18 protein-coding genes are annotated in these 18412 nt (G+C 38.7%); 4 read left to right on the forward strand and 14 right to left on the reverse strand.

Annotation, left to right across the window (positions count from 1 at the left end; translation table 11 throughout):
* Positions 1–24: 24 nt before the first annotated feature.
* Positions 25–1467 carry a YjiH family protein gene (locus tag I6F53_RS04560; protein WP_197238643.1) on the reverse strand — a complete coding sequence of 481 codons (1443 nt, stop codon included), beginning with the start codon at positions 1465–1467 and terminating at the stop codon, positions 25–27.
* 66 nt (positions 1468–1533) lie between these two features.
* On the reverse strand, positions 1534–2595 hold the full coding sequence (bamC, locus tag I6F53_RS04565; RefSeq protein WP_197238644.1) for an outer membrane protein assembly factor BamC: 1062 nt from the start codon (positions 2593–2595) through the stop codon (positions 1534–1536).
* A gap of 359 nt (positions 2596–2954) precedes the next feature.
* Between bamC and I6F53_RS04570 the strand changes: the two genes are divergently transcribed.
* Both I6F53_RS04570 and bcp read left to right on the forward strand, forming a co-directional pair.
* A complete protein-coding gene (locus tag I6F53_RS04570; RefSeq protein ID WP_197238645.1) occupies positions 2955–3488 on the forward strand; it encodes a glycine cleavage system protein R in 534 nt (177 codons plus the stop codon).
* A gap of 11 nt (positions 3489–3499) precedes the next feature.
* Complete coding sequence (gene bcp / locus I6F53_RS04575; RefSeq protein ID WP_007375925.1) at positions 3500–3979, forward strand: thioredoxin-dependent thiol peroxidase; 480 nt, start codon at positions 3500–3502, stop codon at positions 3977–3979.
* 337 nt (positions 3980–4316) lie between these two features.
* On the opposite strand, the gene I6F53_RS04580 is transcribed toward bcp, so the two are convergent.
* The 6 genes from I6F53_RS04580 to queE all read right to left on the reverse strand — a co-directional run bounded on the left by I6F53_RS04580 (position 4317) and on the right by queE (position 10488).
* On the reverse strand, positions 4317–4850 hold the full coding sequence (locus tag I6F53_RS04580) for a GNAT family N-acetyltransferase (protein WP_197238646.1): 534 nt from the start codon (positions 4848–4850) through the stop codon (positions 4317–4319).
* Between the two features lie 258 nt (positions 4851–5108).
* Entirely contained in the window at positions 5109–6041 is a 933-nt protein-coding gene (locus I6F53_RS04585) for a retron St85 family RNA-directed DNA polymerase (RefSeq protein ID WP_197238647.1), read from the reverse strand.
* On the reverse strand, positions 6038–7003 hold the full coding sequence (locus tag I6F53_RS04590) for a retron St85 family effector protein (protein ID WP_197238649.1): 966 nt from the start codon (positions 7001–7003) through the stop codon (positions 6038–6040). The genes I6F53_RS04585 and I6F53_RS04590 overlap by 4 nt, the downstream gene beginning before the upstream one ends.
* A gap of 907 nt (positions 7004–7910) precedes the next feature.
* A complete protein-coding gene (locus I6F53_RS04595) occupies positions 7911–8336 on the reverse strand; it encodes a hypothetical protein (protein ID WP_197238650.1) in 426 nt (141 codons plus the stop codon).
* 457 nt (positions 8337–8793) lie between these two features.
* Positions 8794–9537 carry a class I SAM-dependent DNA methyltransferase gene (locus I6F53_RS04600; protein WP_197238651.1) on the reverse strand — a complete coding sequence of 248 codons (744 nt, stop codon included), beginning with the start codon at positions 9535–9537 and terminating at the stop codon, positions 8794–8796.
* Positions 9538–9822: 285 nt separating this feature from the next.
* A complete protein-coding gene (gene queE / locus I6F53_RS04605) occupies positions 9823–10488 on the reverse strand; it encodes a 7-carboxy-7-deazaguanine synthase QueE (protein WP_197238729.1) in 666 nt (221 codons plus the stop codon).
* A 145-nt stretch (positions 10489–10633) separates the two neighbouring features.
* Between queE and queC the strand changes: the two genes are divergently transcribed.
* Positions 10634–11290 carry a 7-cyano-7-deazaguanine synthase QueC gene (gene queC, locus I6F53_RS04610; RefSeq protein ID WP_007583902.1) on the forward strand — a complete coding sequence of 219 codons (657 nt, stop codon included), beginning with the start codon at positions 10634–10636 and terminating at the stop codon, positions 11288–11290.
* A gap of 93 nt (positions 11291–11383) precedes the next feature.
* Here the strand turns inward: queC and I6F53_RS04615 are convergent, their stop codons facing one another.
* Positions 11384–11833: a methyltransferase family protein gene (locus tag I6F53_RS04615; protein ID WP_197238653.1), complete on the reverse strand. Its 450-nt coding sequence runs from the start codon at positions 11831–11833 to the stop codon at positions 11384–11386.
* 208 nt (positions 11834–12041) lie between these two features.
* Between I6F53_RS04615 and I6F53_RS04620 the strand changes: the two genes are divergently transcribed.
* The gene (locus I6F53_RS04620) at positions 12042–12284 is read left to right on the forward strand and encodes a hypothetical protein (protein ID WP_007583900.1); all 243 of its coding nucleotides are present in this window, start codon (positions 12042–12044) and stop codon (positions 12282–12284) included.
* A 4-nt stretch (positions 12285–12288) separates the two neighbouring features.
* Here I6F53_RS04620 and I6F53_RS04625 read toward each other — a convergent pair whose 3' ends face one another.
* The 5 genes from I6F53_RS04625 to I6F53_RS04645 form a co-directional block, all read right to left on the reverse strand.
* A complete protein-coding gene (locus tag I6F53_RS04625) occupies positions 12289–13311 on the reverse strand; it encodes a hypothetical protein (protein ID WP_197238654.1) in 1023 nt (340 codons plus the stop codon).
* A gap of 101 nt (positions 13312–13412) precedes the next feature.
* Entirely contained in the window at positions 13413–14093 is a 681-nt protein-coding gene (locus I6F53_RS04630) for a tRNA (adenine(22)-N(1))-methyltransferase (RefSeq protein WP_165740059.1), read from the reverse strand.
* Positions 14094–15032: a class I SAM-dependent methyltransferase gene (locus I6F53_RS04635; protein ID WP_197120008.1), complete on the reverse strand. Its 939-nt coding sequence runs from the start codon at positions 15030–15032 to the stop codon at positions 14094–14096. It lies immediately after the preceding gene.
* 2 nt (positions 15033–15034) lie between these two features.
* A complete protein-coding gene (uvrB, locus tag I6F53_RS04640) occupies positions 15035–17029 on the reverse strand; it encodes an excinuclease ABC subunit UvrB (RefSeq protein ID WP_197238655.1) in 1995 nt (664 codons plus the stop codon).
* The gene (locus I6F53_RS04645; RefSeq protein ID WP_166421067.1) at positions 17026–18405 is read right to left on the reverse strand and encodes an MATE family efflux transporter; all 1380 of its coding nucleotides are present in this window, start codon (positions 18403–18405) and stop codon (positions 17026–17028) included. The genes uvrB and I6F53_RS04645 overlap by 4 nt, the downstream gene beginning before the upstream one ends.
* Between the last annotated feature and the right edge of the window lie 7 nt (positions 18406–18412).

Raw genomic sequence — 18412 nt, forward strand, 5'->3', positions numbered from 1 at the left:
AGGGCTTTTTAATACGTGCTAAACCTAGCCTACTAACCAATGCGCCATCAGCGCAATAACAGGTAAAGTAATTAGCGTTCGCAAAATAAATATAATAAATAACTCTAAAATATTTACTGGTATTTTACTGCCAAGTAAAAGTGCGCCCACCTCAGACATATAAATAAGCTGAGTTACACTCATTGCGGCAATAATAAAGCGCGTTATATCACTTTCAATAGTACCGGCTGCTAATATTGATGGAATAAACATATCAGCAAAACCAACCATAATAGTTTGTGACGCGGCTGCCGCTTCTGGGATTTGCAATAACTCTAAAAATGGCACAAACGGCATACCTAAATACTCAAATATAGGCGTATGCTCAGCAATAATAAGTGCAAATGTACCTACCGCCATAACCACAGGCAATACACCAAATACCATATCAAGCGCGTTGTGTACGCCCTCTTTTATAGTGCCTTTAACACCTGTTGAGTTATCAGCTTTAGCTAATGCAACATCTAACGAATGGCTAAATAAGGTTTTATGACCCGGAATTGTCTCAGCGTCTCTATCTGGTTCAGTGCCATCAATTAGTAAATCTTTTTTAAAGCGAAGTGGTGGTAATCGCGGCACAATAATAGCGGCAACAATACCGGCTAAACATACCGTTGCGTAAAACGGAGCAAATAGGTATTCAAGTTTAACTTGTCCTAACACCACTAAACTAAAGGTAATTGAAACCGCTGAAAACGTAGTACCAATAATAGCCGCTTCACGTTGTGTATAGTGTTTTTGATCGTACTGCTTTGCAGTCATCAAAATACCTACACTACCATCGCCTAACCACGATGCAGTACAGTCAACCGCACTTCTACCCGGTACGCCAAATATAGGGCGCATGACTTTAGTCATTAACGTACCAGCAAGCTCTAGTAGACCAAAGTTTATTAATAGCGGCAGTAATAAGCCCGCTAAAATAAATACCGAAAACAGCACAGGTAGTAAGTCATTTAATACCAGCGCGCCAGTATTGGCTGAGGTAATCATCTCGCTGCCCATGCCTAAGTACGTCATTAAACCAAATGCCATACCAAATAAGCGCACAATTAACCATACCCAGCTCACATCAAACAAATGCTTTAATAAAGGTGACTGGCAAATAACTGCAGGCTTAAAGGCTTTAGTAACAACAGAAACAACACCAGTAATACAAATAATTACAGTAATAAAGGTTTGTATTGATTCAGCCATAACCCCTTGTACAATTTTTGCCATAACGGCAATAGGAATGGTCATTCCTGCAGAAATATCAATAACTATTTCTTTAAAGAAAATACTGCTGAGTGTTTCAGACAGAGCTGTTTTCATCTCTACAGAAGTAGTTATGGGTGTCATAAATAAAAACACACCAATTAACGAAGGAACCAAAAAAGTAAACCAAGTGCGCCACGTATAATGTGAACGATGAGGTAGCTGGGACATATTTTTTAACCTATAAAAACCACAAAAAGAGCTTAGCGCTCTTTTTGTGGTAAAACTTATTATTATTTAAATTTTAATGCCGCGCTGGATAAGTGCTGCTTCTAATGCTTGTTGTAAACCATTCATAGTACCTGGTTCAAGCGTTTCGCCTTTGTCATCCATCCACGTTAAGCTAGTACCGCCTTCTTTAGTTTTACTTACTAAAATTTGGTATTGGCCTTCATCAATCGGTAGTTGAGCTACCTCATCACCCCAAATTGAATCCCATACACTACTTTCAGGTTTAGTATAATCAGCAGTAATTAAGCCTGTATCTGGGTTAATTTCAACAATAGTGAACGACAAACGCTCTAAAAATCCAGAGAAACGGTCAAACACAGCTTCGTAAGATTGCTCAGTTACAAGTGCTGCATTACCTTTGTTATCAAAGCCCATTTCAAGAGAAATAATACCTTGGCGTTTACGCATATCAACTTCAAGTTGACGGTAACGGTAATCAAACTCGCTCACTACTTGGTTAAGCGCACGCACTTCTAACTGCTGCTTTAACAAATCAGTTAGCGTTTTATCGCCTTTAAAATCTATCAGCTCTACACGTAAAGACGCAGTACGCTGGTGTGATTTTTCTTCAATAGTGAATCTAAACTTTTCTAAGTCATCGTTTACTTCATCGCCCCACCACCAAAAACCTTCTTCTGTTTTGATGATTGAGTACCAATCGGTTTCAATTGTACCTAAAAGCTTATCTTCTTTAATTGTAGCTGCGTTATTATCAGCAAGTACCGATTGAATTGTATCCCAAAGAAACTCATCTAAATCAGCAATGCCATCGTTTTTATCAAAATAAATACGCGCTTGTTTATCTGCTTCTTCTACCCAACTGCCTTTAGCTATTGTTAATACTTGTGCCGGTGGGCGGTAATTTGTAGCTTCAGGATTATTGTCGTATTGACCTACATCCATTTTATAAACTGGATCTTGAGCTGGTTGAGATAACGACGCTGGTGCTTTTACAGGCTCATGCGTACGATAATTACGCTCATTATGTGCTTGATTAGTAAATACACTACATCCTGATAAACTTACCAATACACTTACTGCAAGTGCTTTTGGGATCCAATACTGCACAGATATTTCTCCTTAGCAAACCCTTTAATTGTTTTAACAAATATATGAGTGGGTAATGCCGATTTGGTTCAGTGTAAAATCAATATTAACTTTACATTTATTATTTGGCTGCCTAAATGCAATAAAGTTCAGTACTTCAACTTAGCGATAAAACTAAGCGCAAATAAGCAAATTTTAGCTATGGTACTTTCCCGTGCCAGTAAAAACAAGAAACACCGCACTTTAAAAGCGCTTAATTAGCGTGTGCTGTAGTTTAGAGCCCTTTTTGTGTTAAACTTCGCCGCCGTGCAACCTCTCGTGTGTATTTTCGGTGTTGCCAACTCGGTTGATATAATCCAAGTAACAAGGTATTTGAACTCATGACTGTATTTTCAAATCATCAAATTGTTTTAACAGCGATTGGCGAAGACAGACCCGGTATTGTAAGCGAACTAACCCAACTGGTTAGCGATTGCCACTGCAACATTATTGACAGCCGCATTGCAATTTTAGGCTGCGAGTTTACCTTTATAATGTTACTCAGCGGCGATATGTCTGCAATAAGCCGCATAGAGCACGTACTACCTACTAAAGCCATGGAACTTGGCCTACTTACCATGATGAAGCGCACAGCAAGCCATACTCCTAGCGAGTTTTGTGCAGGTTACACGCTTGAATACACAGGCATAGACACTCCCGGTACACTGAGCAAAGTAACGCGCTTTTTTGCCGACAATAATATTAGTATTTGCTCACTTAAGTCAGACACTTATTCTCAAGAAGACAACATTAAAATGCGTTGTGAACTTGAATTCAACATACCTGTTGATGTAGATATAGATCAATTTAAAATTAGTTTTGAGAGCCTTTCTCATACGCTAAACGTAGATTATATTTTTAAACGAATTCGTTAAGGATGCTAAACATGAACACAATTAGTCCATTACAAGCAGGCGATACTGCACCCGCTTTTAGCCTACAAAACCAAAACGACGAAACAGTAACATTAAGTGAGCTGTTAAAAGAGCAACAAGTGCTTGTGTACTTTTACCCTAAAGCGTCAACGCCGGGTTGTACTGTACAAGCCGAAAACCTACGCGACCAACAAGCTGAGCTTGCTAAATTTAACACCCGCGTTGTAGGTATTAGCCCAGATCCAATTAAGCGCCTTAAAAACTTCGAAACTAAAAAAGAGCTTAACTTTGATTTATTAGCCGATGAAGACCACGCCATTGCAGAAGCATTTGGCGTATGGGGCTACAAAAAGTTTATGGGTAAAGAGTACGATGGTATTCACCGCCTAACGTTTTTAGTAGGCCAAGACGGTAAAATTAAACACCTATTTGATAAGTTTAAAACCAAAGATCATCATCAAGTGGTTTTGGATTATCTTGCAGCAGAATAAGTTAGCTGCAGAATAAGTTAGTGGCTTAGTAAGATAGCGGCTTAGTAAGATAGCTACCAGCGATTAAAAATACAGAAAAGCGTTGCTCCAGGGCAACGCTTTTTTTATGCTAGTTATTAAGAATTTTTGTTAAGTGAAAGCATGATCGAGGGAGAGATAAATAGGCACTCAATAATTTTGATGTATGAAGTCAAGATTTGACCCCTTTGGTTTTTTGAAGTCAAGATTTGACCCCTTTGGTTTCACTAACAATTGTTATAATTGTGGGAAAGAGATTGATAAAAACAGTAATTAAATAGACCGAGTTATTACTGGAGAGTTTGGTATATGGGGTTATTCACAAAGTCACTTGGTATATATTAAGTTGTTGTAGTGTATTATCAACCGATACAAAGTTTGGAATTGTATTAACTAAACTTGCACCTGATTTTAAAGCAATTTTAATACTAGCTACATTTTGTTCTAAGCATCTAAACTCAATTACTTTAGTACTTGTATTTTTGAGTATGCTTGGCACTTTTGCGATTACTTGACTGATAATACCATTGCCTTGTGCAACACTACTTAACCAGTAACCAAGTTCCGCTATATTCAAATCAGGGCAAATAGACTTAACTGCAAAAACACCACTGAAATTATCTGGCAGATTCAAGTCTTTATAATAAATTTTAAACCACCGCGAACCATTAAGCCCGCTGTTTACTCTGTCGAGTATGTACTTTTTAGCTGATTCAATATTGTTTACCTCTTCTACCCAAGGCAAAAATTCACCTAAACTTGCACGACTTAAATTAACAGTCTTCAAAATATCCGCAGCATCGCTTTCCACTAAAGGAGCTAGTTTAATGTGTTTTGCAATTTGGATATGCAAGTGTTCTTCCTTGTGAGTATTGATTTTATAGTCATAAGTTTAAAGCTAAAGATCACTATTAAGTAGCCCCAAACTTATTTGACGGCTGAATAACCTTTGAGCTATTAAAAAGATACAAAAAGGTACTACTCTAGGGCAACGCTTTTTATGCTAGTTATTAAATGTTTTGGTTAAGTGAAGCATTCTCGAGGGATAAATAGGCAGTCAATAATTTTGATGACTGGAGTCAATATTTGACCCCTTTGGCTTCAATTAAAGTTAAATACCACCAGCTTTAGCCTTTATATTGTTTAAAACCTCAGCCCCATACTTTCTTAATATACGGTCTAGAAACTCAGGCTCAATATGAATCGCAAAAGATATCAATCCTAGTATATGTGATGCATCTTCAGGCGTTAAAGACTTAAATTTTGACTGATGGATCATTGCTGAAATTAATCTTTTCTTATCCCTGCCAACCGAGATATGATTATCATTAGTCAATGTCACGCCTGTTACATGCCGATTATGAGCTTTAGACGTAAAAATAGTTTTTTCGCTATTGACCTCAATACCTTGAACTGTTTCATTTAGAATGGTTTCAATTATTTTCGGCAAATCGAAGAGATTGTCCTTAAGTTTAGTCGAAAAAGTTATATCATCAGCGTATCTTGTATATGTTATTTTTCTATTAATACAAAGGTCAAATACAGCCTCGTCAAAGTAATTCATAACAAAATTTGACACAATAGGCGATGTGGGTGCACCTATACTTAATATTAAGTCATCGCGTCCTTGTGGTTTCCAAAAAACTAACCCTGTAAGAATGGCTCTATCTGCAGCTGTAAATACCACTCCTTTCTTTTCAGCAACAGTAAAAAAAAGTGATGGGGTAATACTTGGGAAAAAATTCTTGAAATCCATTTTTAAAAGATACTTTGAATTTATATGTGCTTTAGCATTATCTTTAATGCCAAAACCTTTTTTATAAGCAAAGGCTGCTTTATGAATATCTAGACTCTTTTCAAATAATTCCACCAAACTCCTTTGAATAAACTTTAGTTCTTTTGATGGATGTGCAATTGTTCGAGTTTTTTTTGAGTTTCTTTTTGCTATTTCATAGACTTTATAGCGATGCGGAGCTGTAAGAGCAAAACTGGTTAAATCGTGCTCAGCAATAAGTAATGATTCTGATAAATATTCAATAATCATTTCTCTTGCCCTCTTTTTAACGCTAATATCTCCCTCATTGCATTTCGTCTTTTTCTAGATTGATCATCATTAAAAAGTACAAATGCTTGCTGGATTCCAATTCTGACTTTTTTATCATCGAAACCATTACCTCCTCTCATTTTACCAAAGTTAATTGCCCTGTCTTGAGGTTGGTTAGGGTAGTAGTATTTGTATAAGCTGTATGAAATGGAATCTATTATCTCTAGCTTGTTAAGTAAGTAGAGGTGCCTCATTACTTCGGAAGGTCTAATCTCTAAATCCAAAGCTAGTAAAACATATTCGATCTCACTGAATAAAATTGGATAACTAATTCTGATGATTTCTGCGATTAACAAAGCTACATGACCTGAGTTACATTTATCAAAGTCTACATTTTTTGACAAAGAAGAAAGTTTTTCCTCAATTGACAAACATAAATCGTCTAAATGAGCAGTTTCGTAGTTTCTTTCAGCTATCGGCCATGGATATATAGCTACAGCAGAAGGTTCTTTCTTTCTGATATTTTCAAGAGGGCCTAAATAGATAAACGAATCTTCAGCGCTAACTTCTGAAGACGGGGCAACTATCAGTAATTTTTTGTAAAAATTGGGTTTGGTGCAAAACATACCTAACTCAACTAAAGAACCAGGGCTTTCTAAAAAAATCAGAACTAAAGACGCTAAATTAGCTATTTCTTCTTCGAACACTAATAGGTCGGGGTATGCATTCTCTTTAAAATAATCTTTAAAAGTTTCAGCTTGAACTATTGCATCATGTATAACTGGGTATTGAGAGGCTGAGTATGAAATTAAATGGTTCCTGAAGCTTAGAGGAATTTGAGCTGTAACATCTACCGCACCTCCACATACAAAAATATGATGCTTCTCTAAGTTAACTTTGAACTTGTCCGTAGAAAGTTTTTCAAACGTTTCAATTAAAGTGTTTTCAAACTTAGTACTCAACCTATTCCCTTATAATAAAAATGGGGCTTACTGCCCCATTATGTAACTCTTTACTCAGAGGAAGCGGTAGATATTTATCTATCGCTCCTGAGGCACGAAGGATCGGTAGATAAATATCTAACGCAGCCCAAATGTGCTCAATAAATTTGTGTCTAGCGAAACGCCAGACAAGGCAGATAATATTCGCCTAAACGCTAAAGAGTTACCCGATAATAATTTGATTCAAATTAGAATGCAACATCAAAAATCAAAGGGGTCAAATCTTGACTTCATACGTCATAACTAATTAGCTTTTTATATTTGCCGAAACTTAAATACGTTACTGTGTCGGATGGTGCTTCGCTTATCCGACCTACGTTTTAAAATATATAATACGGGGTATTGGGGGCGTGGGTATTGGAGGTTTGTTGTAAGGACCAAAGAAACCAAAGGGGTCAAATCTTGACTTCATACATCATAATTAATTAGCTGTTTATATTCGTCAAAACTCAAATAAGTTACTGTGTCGAAAAATCAAAGGGGTCAAATCTTGACTTCATACGTCATAACTAATTAGCTGTTTATATTCGCCGAAACTCAAATACGTTACTATGTCGGATGGCGCTTTGCTTATCCGACCTACGTTTTCAAATATATAATGTGGGGGTATTGGGGGCGTGGGTATTGGAGGTTTGTTGGGTTTCGCTATGCTCTACCCAACCTACGTTGTTTGTCTTAAAAACCAAAGGAATCAAATTTTGACTTCATACTTTGACTGCCTAGAAAGAGCTATAGCCGTTCCACTAGTCCCTAATAAGACTCACCTACTGCGTATTGTTGACAGTTTTTTAAACCATTTCATACATTCGCTTGAAGACAAGTTTTATTAACTTCAAGCGCTTTAATTAATATGAACTAAGTTTTTGATTCATTTCTTTAATTCGTTGCATCGTCCGTGAATTGAATAAAAACCTTCGCTACTGTGTCGTTCAATTTCTGAATAACCTGAAGTACAATACTTGCTGCTTGCTAATTCTTTTTCTAATGCGACTTCTAATTGAATATAAAATTCACTGCTTTTATCTGTTCCTGTCTGGTCACTATTTTGATTTCGATCTCCACGCCCACCACCCTTTCTACCTTCACGTCCACCACCCCTTTTTCCTTCACGACTAGAAGATTTTTGCTTATTTCGTTCTTTAAACTCTTTAGAAATTGAAAATTCTTTAACGTTGTTTTGTGCAATATTAGTATTGAAATAGTATTTATTATCATCTTTTTTGGGGCTTGATGTACACCCTAGCAATGAAAGCAATAAAAGCAATAAAAGTGCTATTAAGTGATTTTTGTTCATTTGTGCATATCTCTTTATTGTAGAAGTCATAAAATGCTTATAAAGGCGGAAAAAGGTAAGCTAAAATTAACAACTTTAGCTTGGATTACAGCGTTGAAATATTCGAGTAAAATATTGCCTAAAAGAATAAAACTATAAGAAATAATCACTCTGATCGACCCACCTAGCCAACATAAGGTTATTGTAGTGGTCAATAAAATTTGGCCACTGTTTTAAAACCAAAGGGGTGAAAGCAAAAGGGGTAAAATATTGACTTCATACATCATAATTAATTAGCTGTTTATATTTGCAGAAACTCAAATACGTTACTGTGTCGGATGGCGCTTCGCTTATCCGACCTACGTTTTTAAATATATAATGCGAGGTATTAAGGCGTGGGTATTGGAGGTTCGTTGGAGCTCGTTGGGTTTCGCTGCGCTCTACCCAACCTTTTATCTCTTCTTTATGAGTGTTTAACTTAAATTTTTACGCAGACAAAAATAGCGTTGCCTGAGCGCTGTGCCCATGGGGTTATTTTGTCGTAGTCATGTTCAAATATATGGATTTCGAAGTACGCCTTTAAGGCTTCTTTAAGCTCGGTATAACTAAAAGCGACCATTGGGTGCTCGTCGTGCCATACGAGTGTTTTGTCTGCGGTGGTTTTTTCTATGTTGAGTTTTAATAGCTGTTTATTGCCTGTGCCGCTGTAGTGCCAGCCAGATCTAAATGTGAATAAGCTATTTTCACTAGTTGCGGTGTGCTCTACAAATGAATCGCTGTCGATTTTGTTTTTATCAACGGTGTTAAAGCAAAATATTCCACCTGCATTTAATGCATTGTGTACGCTAGCCAGGCACTCTTTTAGCTTTTTAATGCCGTCGCAGTAATGCAGTGAATACAAAAAGCAGGTAATTAAATCCAAGTGCTCGGCTACCTTAAACTCACTCATGTTTTGCAACGAAAATTGCGCTTCTGGGCAGCGCCTTTTTGCTTTATCTAGCATTGGTTGGTTTAAGTCAAGGCCACTACTTTTATAGCCGTTATCAATAAAATGACGTACATGCGGGCCGGTGCCACAGGCTAAATCGAGATGAGTATTCCCGCCATTGCCAAAAATTTGGTGCAGCCTGCGAATAGAATTACTTTGGGCTTGATAATCTATATCTGCGCACATTAAGTCGTAGTAATCAGAAAGGTCGGTGTAAAGCGCATTTGCGGACATATAAGCCTAGTAATAAGTAGTAGAATATTTTTAAGTCGCGCATAGTAAACTAGTTACGGCTATTAGCGAAGAAGATATGAGCTTTAGGGTAGATGTAATCTTAGGTTATAAAGTTCAGGCTATAAAGTACAGGGTTGTCGGATGGCGCTTCGCTTATCCGAGCTAAGTACACGACCTACGTATTTAAATATTATAGAGCGTTGTTATAAAACGGTGTGGGATTGAAGATTCGTTGGGTTTCGCTACGCTCTACCCAACCTACGTACTATAACTTTAAACTACTATTTAACTAATTCCTAAATACTTGTGTACTTGTATTGATAGGCGCCAGTTTTTGGCAATACAGGTGTCGATTGCAAGTTTGGTTGCTGATACTTTTTGGCTAATTGGCTGTAAGTAAACAAGCTTTGGATTAACACCTGTTTTAGCAAATAACGCTTCGAGCTCTTCTACGTGCTTTTGCATAGCTACGGGGTGTTTAATTTCGTTTGCGCGCTTCATGGTGCTGGTAAGTACTTCGTAACCGCCGCGCATATTAATTTTTGGCGATACCGTTACCCATGTTTGCTCTGGGGCGAGTATTTCAAACGTGCCGCTGGTTTCTATTTGTGTGCTAAAGCCGTGTTCATGTAATAAGTTACATACTGGGTTTAAATCAAACATGCATGGCTCGCCGCCGGTAATTACTACGTGCTTTGCGGTATAACCACGCGATTGAAACAACGCTAAAATTTGCTCTGCACTGGCGTTAGCCCAATGATCTGAGTCGGCTTTTTTTTCTACGGTTTCATCCAGCGATACTTTATATACATTATCAACATCCCAGGTTTGTTTAGTGTCGCACCAAGAGCAGCCTACAGGGCAGCCTTGCAGGCGTAAAAATATTGAGGGTGTGCCAGTAAAGCTAGCTTCACCTTGAATGGTTTCAAACACTTCATTAATTTTGTACAAAAGAGATCTCACTTACTACCTAGCAGCCAAATTGCTACTATTAAAAAACCAAAAAGCGCTGTGCAAAAATTGTTATTTAAGCTGCGGCCGTGTAGTATATCGCGCCCTGATATAAACCTCTATTAAAACTAAGAGCAAAACAGATATGACGCAAAAAGTAGTTGTTATTTATTCCGGCGGTATGGACTCATTTACCGTATTAAATAAAGCCCTGCAACAAGGCCATGATGTATATGCCCTATCATTTGACTATGGTCAGCGTCATGTAAAAGAGCTTAAAGTGGCGGCAAGTGTGTGCGAAAAATTAAACGTTCCGCACAAAATTGTTGATATTTCGGCGATTAACCAACTTATTGGTGGCTCATCACTTACTGATGATATTGATGTACCTGAAGGCCATTACGAAGAAGAAAGCATGAAAAGTACGATTGTACCTAATCGTAATATGATTTTGCTCTCGCTTGCTGTTGGTTACGCGGTATCACTTAAAGCTGGCCAAGTTTATTACGGCGCTCACTCTGGGGATCATGCTATTTACCCTGACTGCCGTCCTGAATTTGTGCAAAAAATGGATGACGTTTGTCGTATTGCTAACTACGACGCTGTAGAAATTTTTAGCCCATACTTAAACAATACTAAAATTGGTATTTTAACCGACGGTATTGAAATGGGTTTAGATTACAGCCAAACGTGGACTTGTTATAACGGCCGTGAAAAGGCCTGTGGTAAATGTGGCGCGTGCCAAGAACGTCTTGAAGCATTTGCCCTAAATAACATTACAGACCCGTTAGAATACGAATAAGCAGCAATTAATTAGTAATACAGTTGCTACAAACAAAAAAGGCTATCATCGATAGCCTTTTTTGTTTATTTAGCTTTATCTGATTGGTATAACCTACAACCAACGTTTTACGCGCGCTTTGTAAGCGGTAAACTCTTCACCGAATAATTTAGTGAGCGCACGCTCCTCAGGTATTATTTGAAACAACGTTAAATACGCAATAAACCCTATAATACATAAAAGTGCCCACAATGAGCTTAACCAAATACCCCACCCTGCTAAAATAAATGCAAAGCCTACATACATTGGGTTACGCGAAATCCGATAAATGCCGCTCGTAATAAGTTTTGACGCTTGCTCAGGTTTATTAGGGTTTACGGTGGTGTTTGCTATTTTAAAACTAACCACCCCTGCAATACAAAAAACACACCCTATAATGAGCAAACTTGCTGCTAAGTAGGTAATAAATGCGGTGAAATCAATAACACTATAATGCGCAATAAGCGCCATTATGCCTGCAAAAAACAGCACAACAATAACGGGAGGTATTTTATTATTTAACATGGCAACTCACTGTATTGGCTAAAGTATGTTTATTATATGGTGGCTATGCAGCCATTAAACAATATCTAAAGTGTATAAATGATGAACACGCTCAAACCTGAGCTTAAGTAAAGTATACAAATTAAGTTACAATTGTCAGCTTTATCAAAAGCGCTTAAAGGTTATACTTTAACCATAAACGAATAATAAAATGATAAGGAATGAGGTTATGTCTGGAACTACGATGATTGTACTTATTGTGCTAATTTCGGTTGGCTCAGGAGTGGTTTACGATATGTATAAAAAGCATCTTGAGTTTAAGCATAAAATGCAAAACAACAACAGCGATGCCCATAAACAATTAGCTGAAACAAATGCACAAGTGCTTGCATTAAAAGAGCGTGTACAAACACTTGAGGCTATTGTTACTGATTCAAGCTTTAGCGTTAAAGATGAAATTAATAAGCTTTAAATTGTTATAAATAATTTGGATATAAATGCGCGTTTTCTGGCTGCTCAATACCATGTGCAGCTAAAAAGCCACCAATAGCTTGCCCGCATCCCTGTGGTGCTCGCCCGCTGTCTATCTCAAAGTTTAACTGGTTAGCATGTTGCTTACCCATAGAGCACAGCCCTAAGGTACTTGGCGAGCGCATAGCGATACTTAAGTTACCTATTTGTTCAACCACAACGTGCTTACTAAAGCGTGCAAAACCTTTGTACTTAAATTGCTCGTTCACGTAGTCATTACTTGTAGCTACTAATGCCGTAATTAAGCCATGTAAAAAACTATTAGCAGATGAGTCTGCTGTTAAAAACGAAATAGTTTTGTTATTAAACTCGCTAAGTTGGCAACCCTCACATAAAAGCTCAACGGTATATAAATGTTGCTCAGCTACTTGCTGCTGGCTTTTAAGCTCAATACTTTTTCCTGCAAATACAATACGTTTAAGCACTTCATCAACACGACTTTTTGCACTTGCGCTTTTAACAAGCTCAGGGTTTTGCGCCATTACAGGTAAGTCGTGATGGTTATTAAATGGCGTGCTTGTTGCGCCGCTTTGCATTAACTGAAAAAGCTCTCTTACTTCATGCTCACGCGCTACTTTTAACGCTAAAAATGCGGTTTGAATAAGCTCTGACGTTGGTAAGTTTGGCTCTATTATCCAGCGTCTACCAAATAACAGTTTTTTAGCTTTGGCTTCATTTGTAGATGCACTTTTTTGGTAGTTATCGGGGCTGAGCACTGCTACTTGCAGGTAAATTTCTTCACCTTTTTGTGCGGCTAGCACTCTAAAGTGAGCCGAAAACTCAATACTCTCAAGCACTTCGTTTACGCTTTGAAGCGTGTGCTTGTAGCGTAAAAAGTGTTGTGGCACCACCCAGCTACTATTAGCCAATTGCACGAGGGGTGCATAATAAATAGGTTGCTCGTAACTGTGTTGCCATTTTTGCTCATTGCTAAGCAAATGATTAATGTGACTCTTGTTATCTGACATAAATAAACCAAATAAACTCGCGTTGTGCGATATAAACTATGAACACATTACGTCGTCAATGTCGTAATTAGATCACATGTACGCCCTACTTTCGGGCTTTTTTAACTATCGGTGAGTTCTTGATAGTCTGTTATAACTTTTTGATAGTATGGCTTATCTTTATTAAGCATTTTATTATAATGATTTATGAGTTGCCGTTGGTACATAGCGTGTTCTGCACTACTAACATCCCACATATTATTGCCGGTATGACTAATCTCATTATTGCTACTAAAGCTCACTTCAATCACTTCATAAAAACGTTTGTTGTCGTAAACTATTTGCTCACTTACAAGCCCTAAACCTAATTGCTTTAAACCAGCTCGTAACTTATAAGTGTGGTGCACCGGGCATAAAATAAAACGAACACTCTGCAAATTATCAACGGTATTATTAGCAATAATGTGTTGTATTAAACTTAACAACAGCTCACCGCCAACACCTGCTATTACAACTACTTGGCTTTTACTTTGAGCAATTTCAATTTTGCCTACGTCCTGACATAAGACCTGCCACTGCGGTTTTTTATTACAGTTTTTTTGTAATTTATTAATCGATGATAATTGCGCGCTTAAATCGTCCATTAAAGTGGCGACTATATCAACAAAAATGACTTGGTTTGCAGCTGCGCGTTTTAGTAGCGCCATGCCTAAATAACCATGGTCGCAGCAGCAATCCCAAATAATATCGTGATGCTGCGAAATTAGTGTATCAATGGCAGTTAGGCGTTTGCTGAGCTTCATTTAATCAGCAGATTGTGACGTTTTGTAGATAAGTGCTTTTAAGCTTCTGTCGCTGTCTACTTCAATAAAGCGTGCGGTAGGGGCTAGGCGCTCAACAAATTCAATTGCGCCTTCGGTGTGCTCATTTATTAAAACTTTAAACGCATCTTCACTAAGCTCTGGGCTATTAGCACACAATAACAATTGTGTTGTGTCGCAAAGTAGCTCTGGTAATCTGCGCAGCACTTTTTGATAGTCTTTAGTTAATATAAAGCTGCCTTTTTGAAAGCTTGGCGGATCAACTATTATTAAGTCAAACGGGGCTGCTTTTTTTAGTTTTCCAAACGACTTTAAAATATCATGAGGTAAAAAACTCACGCCGCGCTCAAAACCGTTTAGTTGATGGTTTTGCTTACCTACTTTAAGTACGCCTTTGCTCATATCCATGTTCATTACATGATCTGCCCCGCCTTGCATTGCTGCAAGCGAAAACCCACACGTATATGAAAACAAATTAAGCACTTTGCCATGCTTACTATTAGCCATTACAAACTCACGGCCGCTGCGCATATCGGGAAATATTCCGGTATTTTGACGGCTCTGTAAATCAACCAAAAAACGAATGCCGTTTTCGGTTACAACATGCGGGTTAGGTAATTGCCCATAAACCACGGTGTTTTGGCTTTGTACACCAGCGCGTTGCTGATACACAAGTGACGTAATAAGTTCTGGCTGGTTTGCTTGCGCCCACTGCCACACAACATCGGTAAGCTCGCTTAGTGTTTGCTCGTCAATTTCGTCGTACGAAACCAAAAACAAACTTGGCGGATAAAAGTCTAAATTTATATGGCTCAACGCCTCAACACTGTGGCCTCGACCATGAAAAACACGGCACAGTTCATTTTTTAAAATTGGCGCATCTTCAAGCGCAGTAATAAGAGGAGTAAAGTTTGCTGTCATTTTTAATTAATCAACTGTTGTTGTAGTTCATGTATTTCATCGCGAACAGAGCCCGCTTTTTCAAATTCTAGATCGCTTGCGTATGCATGCATTTTGGTTTCAAGCTGCTTAATTTGCACGGTAATTTCTTTCGCGCTAAGTACCTTTTTAGAGTCTTTACGAACAAGTCTAAGGTTATCTTTAGGGCCGGCTTCTTCGCCTACATCCATCGCATCAAGAATCTTTTTGGCTAGTGAATGCGGCTCTATACCGTGTTCAATATTATAAGCATGCTGAATTTCGCGTCTGCGTGCTGTTTCGTCCATGGCCTTAGCCATCGATTTTGTGATTCTGTCGCCATATAAAATAGCGCGACCATCTAAGTGACGTGCAGCACGACCAATGGTTTGAATAATTGAACGCGCTGAGCGTAAAAAACCTTCTTTATCGGCATCAAGTATGGCTACTAGCGCCACTTCTGGCATATCCAGGCCTTCTCGAAGTAAGTTAATACCCACTAACACATCAAACACACCCGCACGTAAATCACGAATAATTTCAACCCGTTCAACTGTGTCTATGTCTGAATGTAAGTAACGCACTTTTACGTCGTGCTCACTTAAGTAATCGGTTAAATCCTCCGACATACGTTTGGTCAAAGTGGTTACAAGTACACGCTCGCCCTTCTCTACACTTTTGTAAATTTCTGATAGGAGGTCGTCTACCTGATCGCCTACTGGGCGCACTTCAATAAGTGGGTCAAGCAGTCCTGTTGGACGAATTACTTGCTCTGCGATTGCGCCCACACAACGGTCTAACTCAAAGTCGCCTGGCGTTGCCGATACATAAATTGTTTGTGGTGAAATAGCTTCAAATTCTTCAAAGCGCAGCGGCCTGTTATCCATTGCAGAGGGCATTCTGAAGCCATACTCAACTAAGTTTTCTTTACGGCTTCTGTCGCCTTTATACATTGCGCCAATTTGCGATACGGTTACGTGCGATTCATCAATAATCATCAATGCGTCGTCTGGGAGATAATCAAGTAACGTAGGCGGCGGATCGCCAGGCGTACGACCCGACAAATAGCGGCTGTAGTTTTCTATACCAGAGCAATAACCTAGCTCTCGCATCATTTCTATATCGTATTGCGTACGCTGTGTTACACGTTGTTCTTCTACTAATTTATTAGCACTGAGTAACTGGGCTCTTCGATCTTTTAGTTCTTCTTGTATTTTATCGATAGCACCGAGTATTTTTTCACGCGGGGTAACGTAGTGTGTTTTTGGATAGATAGTGGTGCGTACTATATGCTTTTCGACGGCGCCAGTAAGCGGATCAAAAATACTTAAGCGCTCTATTTCGTCATCAAACATTTCTACGCGAATTGCGAAGGTGCTAGATTCTGCAGGAAATATATCAACCACTTCACCGCGTACACGATACGTACCACGGCTAAAATCTATGTCGTTACGCGTATATTGTATTTCGGCAAGGCGACGTAGCATGTCGCGTTGATCTACTTTTTCGCCCACTTTTAAAAGCAGCATCATTTTCATATATGACTTAGGGTCGCCCAAACCATAAATAGCCGATACCGACGCCACAATAATGGTGTCGCGGCGTTCAAGCAGTGCTTTGGTTGCACTTAAACGCATTTGCTCTATGTGCTCGTTTATTGAGGCATCTTTTTCAATAAAGGTGTCGCTTGATACAACATAGGCTTCTGGCTGGTAGTAATCATAATACGATACAAAATACTCAACCGCATTTTTAGGGAAAAACTCTTTCATTTCTCCGTATAGCTGCGCGGCAAGTGTTTTATTGTGCGCCATTATTATTGTTGGACGGTTTAAGTCGTTAATAATATTAGCCATGGTAAAGGTTTTACCTGTACCAGTGGCGCCTAATAATGTTTGATGTGCAAGCCCTGCTTCTAGGCCTTCGCACAGCTGTTTAATCGCTGTTGGCTGATCGCCTGCTGGTTTAAAATGTGATTTTAACTGAAAATGGTCGCTCAATTATTGCACTCCTGTAACGATTCGCCGCTCAGCGTTTCTAGTTTTTTCATAAACCATTTATACGCCACTATTGCTGTAAATAAGTTACCTAAAGCAGCGCCAATAAACAGCCCTAATAATCCGGCTATTTCGTTGCCTACATAAGCAAATGGTACATAAAATATGAATAACCGAATGACACTTAAAACCAGTGCGTACATTGGTTTGTGTAAAGCATTAAACGATGAGTTTGATAATATGATCACCCCTTGTAAGCCATAGCTCAACGGGATGGTATAAATAAAGAGCTTAATTACATCTATTACGGCTTGTTCTTTACCAAACAATTGGCTTATAACGCCTGAAAATGCAATGAGTAATACGTAAATAGCAAATTGCCATACCATCACAAATTTTAGTGTACCTGTGTACGCTTCTTTAACGCGGCACAATTTGCCAGCCCCAAAATTTTGGCTAACAAACGGCGGCAAAGTCATAGATAGCGCAAGCACTAATATACTTGCAATAGATTCTATACGGCTGCCTACCCCAAATGCGGCTACAGCCTCTGGGCCGTGGTGCGCAACCATAGCGGTCATTACGGCCATTGCAACCGGTGTAAGCATGTTCGCACCTGCTGCAGGTAAACCAATCTTTAATATTTTACGAATAGCGCCAACAACCGTTTGCTTGCCCGCTTTTAGGCTCAACAAACGCTTTTTAAACATTAATATATACAAAATAATAATTACTGCGACTGCCCATGCAATAACACTTGCTATGGCTGCACCTTGAATACCTAAGGCAGGTATTGGTCCAAACCCAAATATCAACATGGGGTCAAGTATCGCGTTTATAAGCCCTGCTCCGCCCATTACTATACTTGGCGTTTTTGTATCACCACTGGCGCGCAGTACCGAATTACCAATCATGGGGGTTATTAAAAATAAGCTACCAATAAACCATACATTCATGTATTCGTGTATTAACGGTAATACTTGTGCGCCCGCTCCGAGTAAAGTAAATATTGGGTCAATCATTAAATACCCAACCGACGACAACACAATAACTAAAACCACACCAACCATTAAAGAAATGCTGGCATCAAAACGTGCTTCATCAATTTTATTACTACCGAGTGCTTTAGCAATAACCGCAGATGTACCAATACCCAGTCCTATTGCTAAGCTAATAACGGTAAAAGTAACCGGAAACGTAAAGCTGACGGCAGCAAGTGGCTCAGTGCCAAGTAAGCTTATAAAGAAGGTATCTACAATATTGAACATCATTAGCGTGATCATGCCGAATATCATCGGGATGGTCATGGTCTTTAATGTAGGCAAAATGGGATCGTTTAGTAAATCTGGGCGAGTCTGAGATTTTGAAATTGCGCGCATGGAATAA

Source organism: Pseudoalteromonas sp. SWN29, assembly GCF_015864465.1.
In the GTDB taxonomy this organism is placed as follows: domain Bacteria; phylum Pseudomonadota; class Gammaproteobacteria; order Enterobacterales; family Alteromonadaceae; genus Pseudoalteromonas.

Excerpts from the sequence above, each read along its gene's own strand:
- I6F53_RS04560 (WP_197238643.1), bottom strand. The coding sequence starts at position 1,467 with ATGTCCCAGCTACCTCATCGTTCACATTATACGTGGCGCACTTGGTTT.
- I6F53_RS04570 (WP_197238645.1), top strand. The coding sequence starts at position 2,955 with ATGACTGTATTTTCAAATCATCAAATTGTTTTAACAGCGATTGGCGAA.
- bcp (WP_007375925.1), top strand. The coding sequence starts at position 3,500 with ATGAACACAATTAGTCCATTACAAGCAGGCGATACTGCACCCGCTTTT.
- I6F53_RS04585 (WP_197238647.1), bottom strand. The coding sequence starts at position 6,041 with ATGATTATTGAATATTTATCAGAATCATTACTTATTGCTGAGCACGAT.
- I6F53_RS04595 (WP_197238650.1), bottom strand. The coding sequence starts at position 8,336 with ATGAACAAAAATCACTTAATAGCACTTTTATTGCTTTTATTGCTTTCA.
- I6F53_RS04600 (WP_197238651.1), bottom strand. The coding sequence starts at position 9,537 with ATGTCCGCAAATGCGCTTTACACCGACCTTTCTGATTACTACGACTTA.
- queC (WP_007583902.1), top strand. The coding sequence starts at position 10,634 with ATGACGCAAAAAGTAGTTGTTATTTATTCCGGCGGTATGGACTCATTT.
- I6F53_RS04615 (WP_197238653.1), bottom strand. The coding sequence starts at position 11,833 with ATGTTAAATAATAAAATACCTCCCGTTATTGTTGTGCTGTTTTTTGCA.
- I6F53_RS04620 (WP_007583900.1), top strand. The coding sequence starts at position 12,042 with ATGTCTGGAACTACGATGATTGTACTTATTGTGCTAATTTCGGTTGGC.
- I6F53_RS04625 (WP_197238654.1), bottom strand. The coding sequence starts at position 13,311 with ATGTCAGATAACAAGAGTCACATTAATCATTTGCTTAGCAATGAGCAA.
- I6F53_RS04630 (WP_165740059.1), bottom strand. The coding sequence starts at position 14,093 with ATGAAGCTCAGCAAACGCCTAACTGCCATTGATACACTAATTTCGCAG.
- I6F53_RS04635 (WP_197120008.1), bottom strand. The coding sequence starts at position 15,032 with ATGACAGCAAACTTTACTCCTCTTATTACTGCGCTTGAAGATGCGCCA.
- I6F53_RS04645 (WP_166421067.1), bottom strand. The coding sequence starts at position 18,405 with ATGCGCGCAATTTCAAAATCTCAGACTCGCCCAGATTTACTAAACGAT.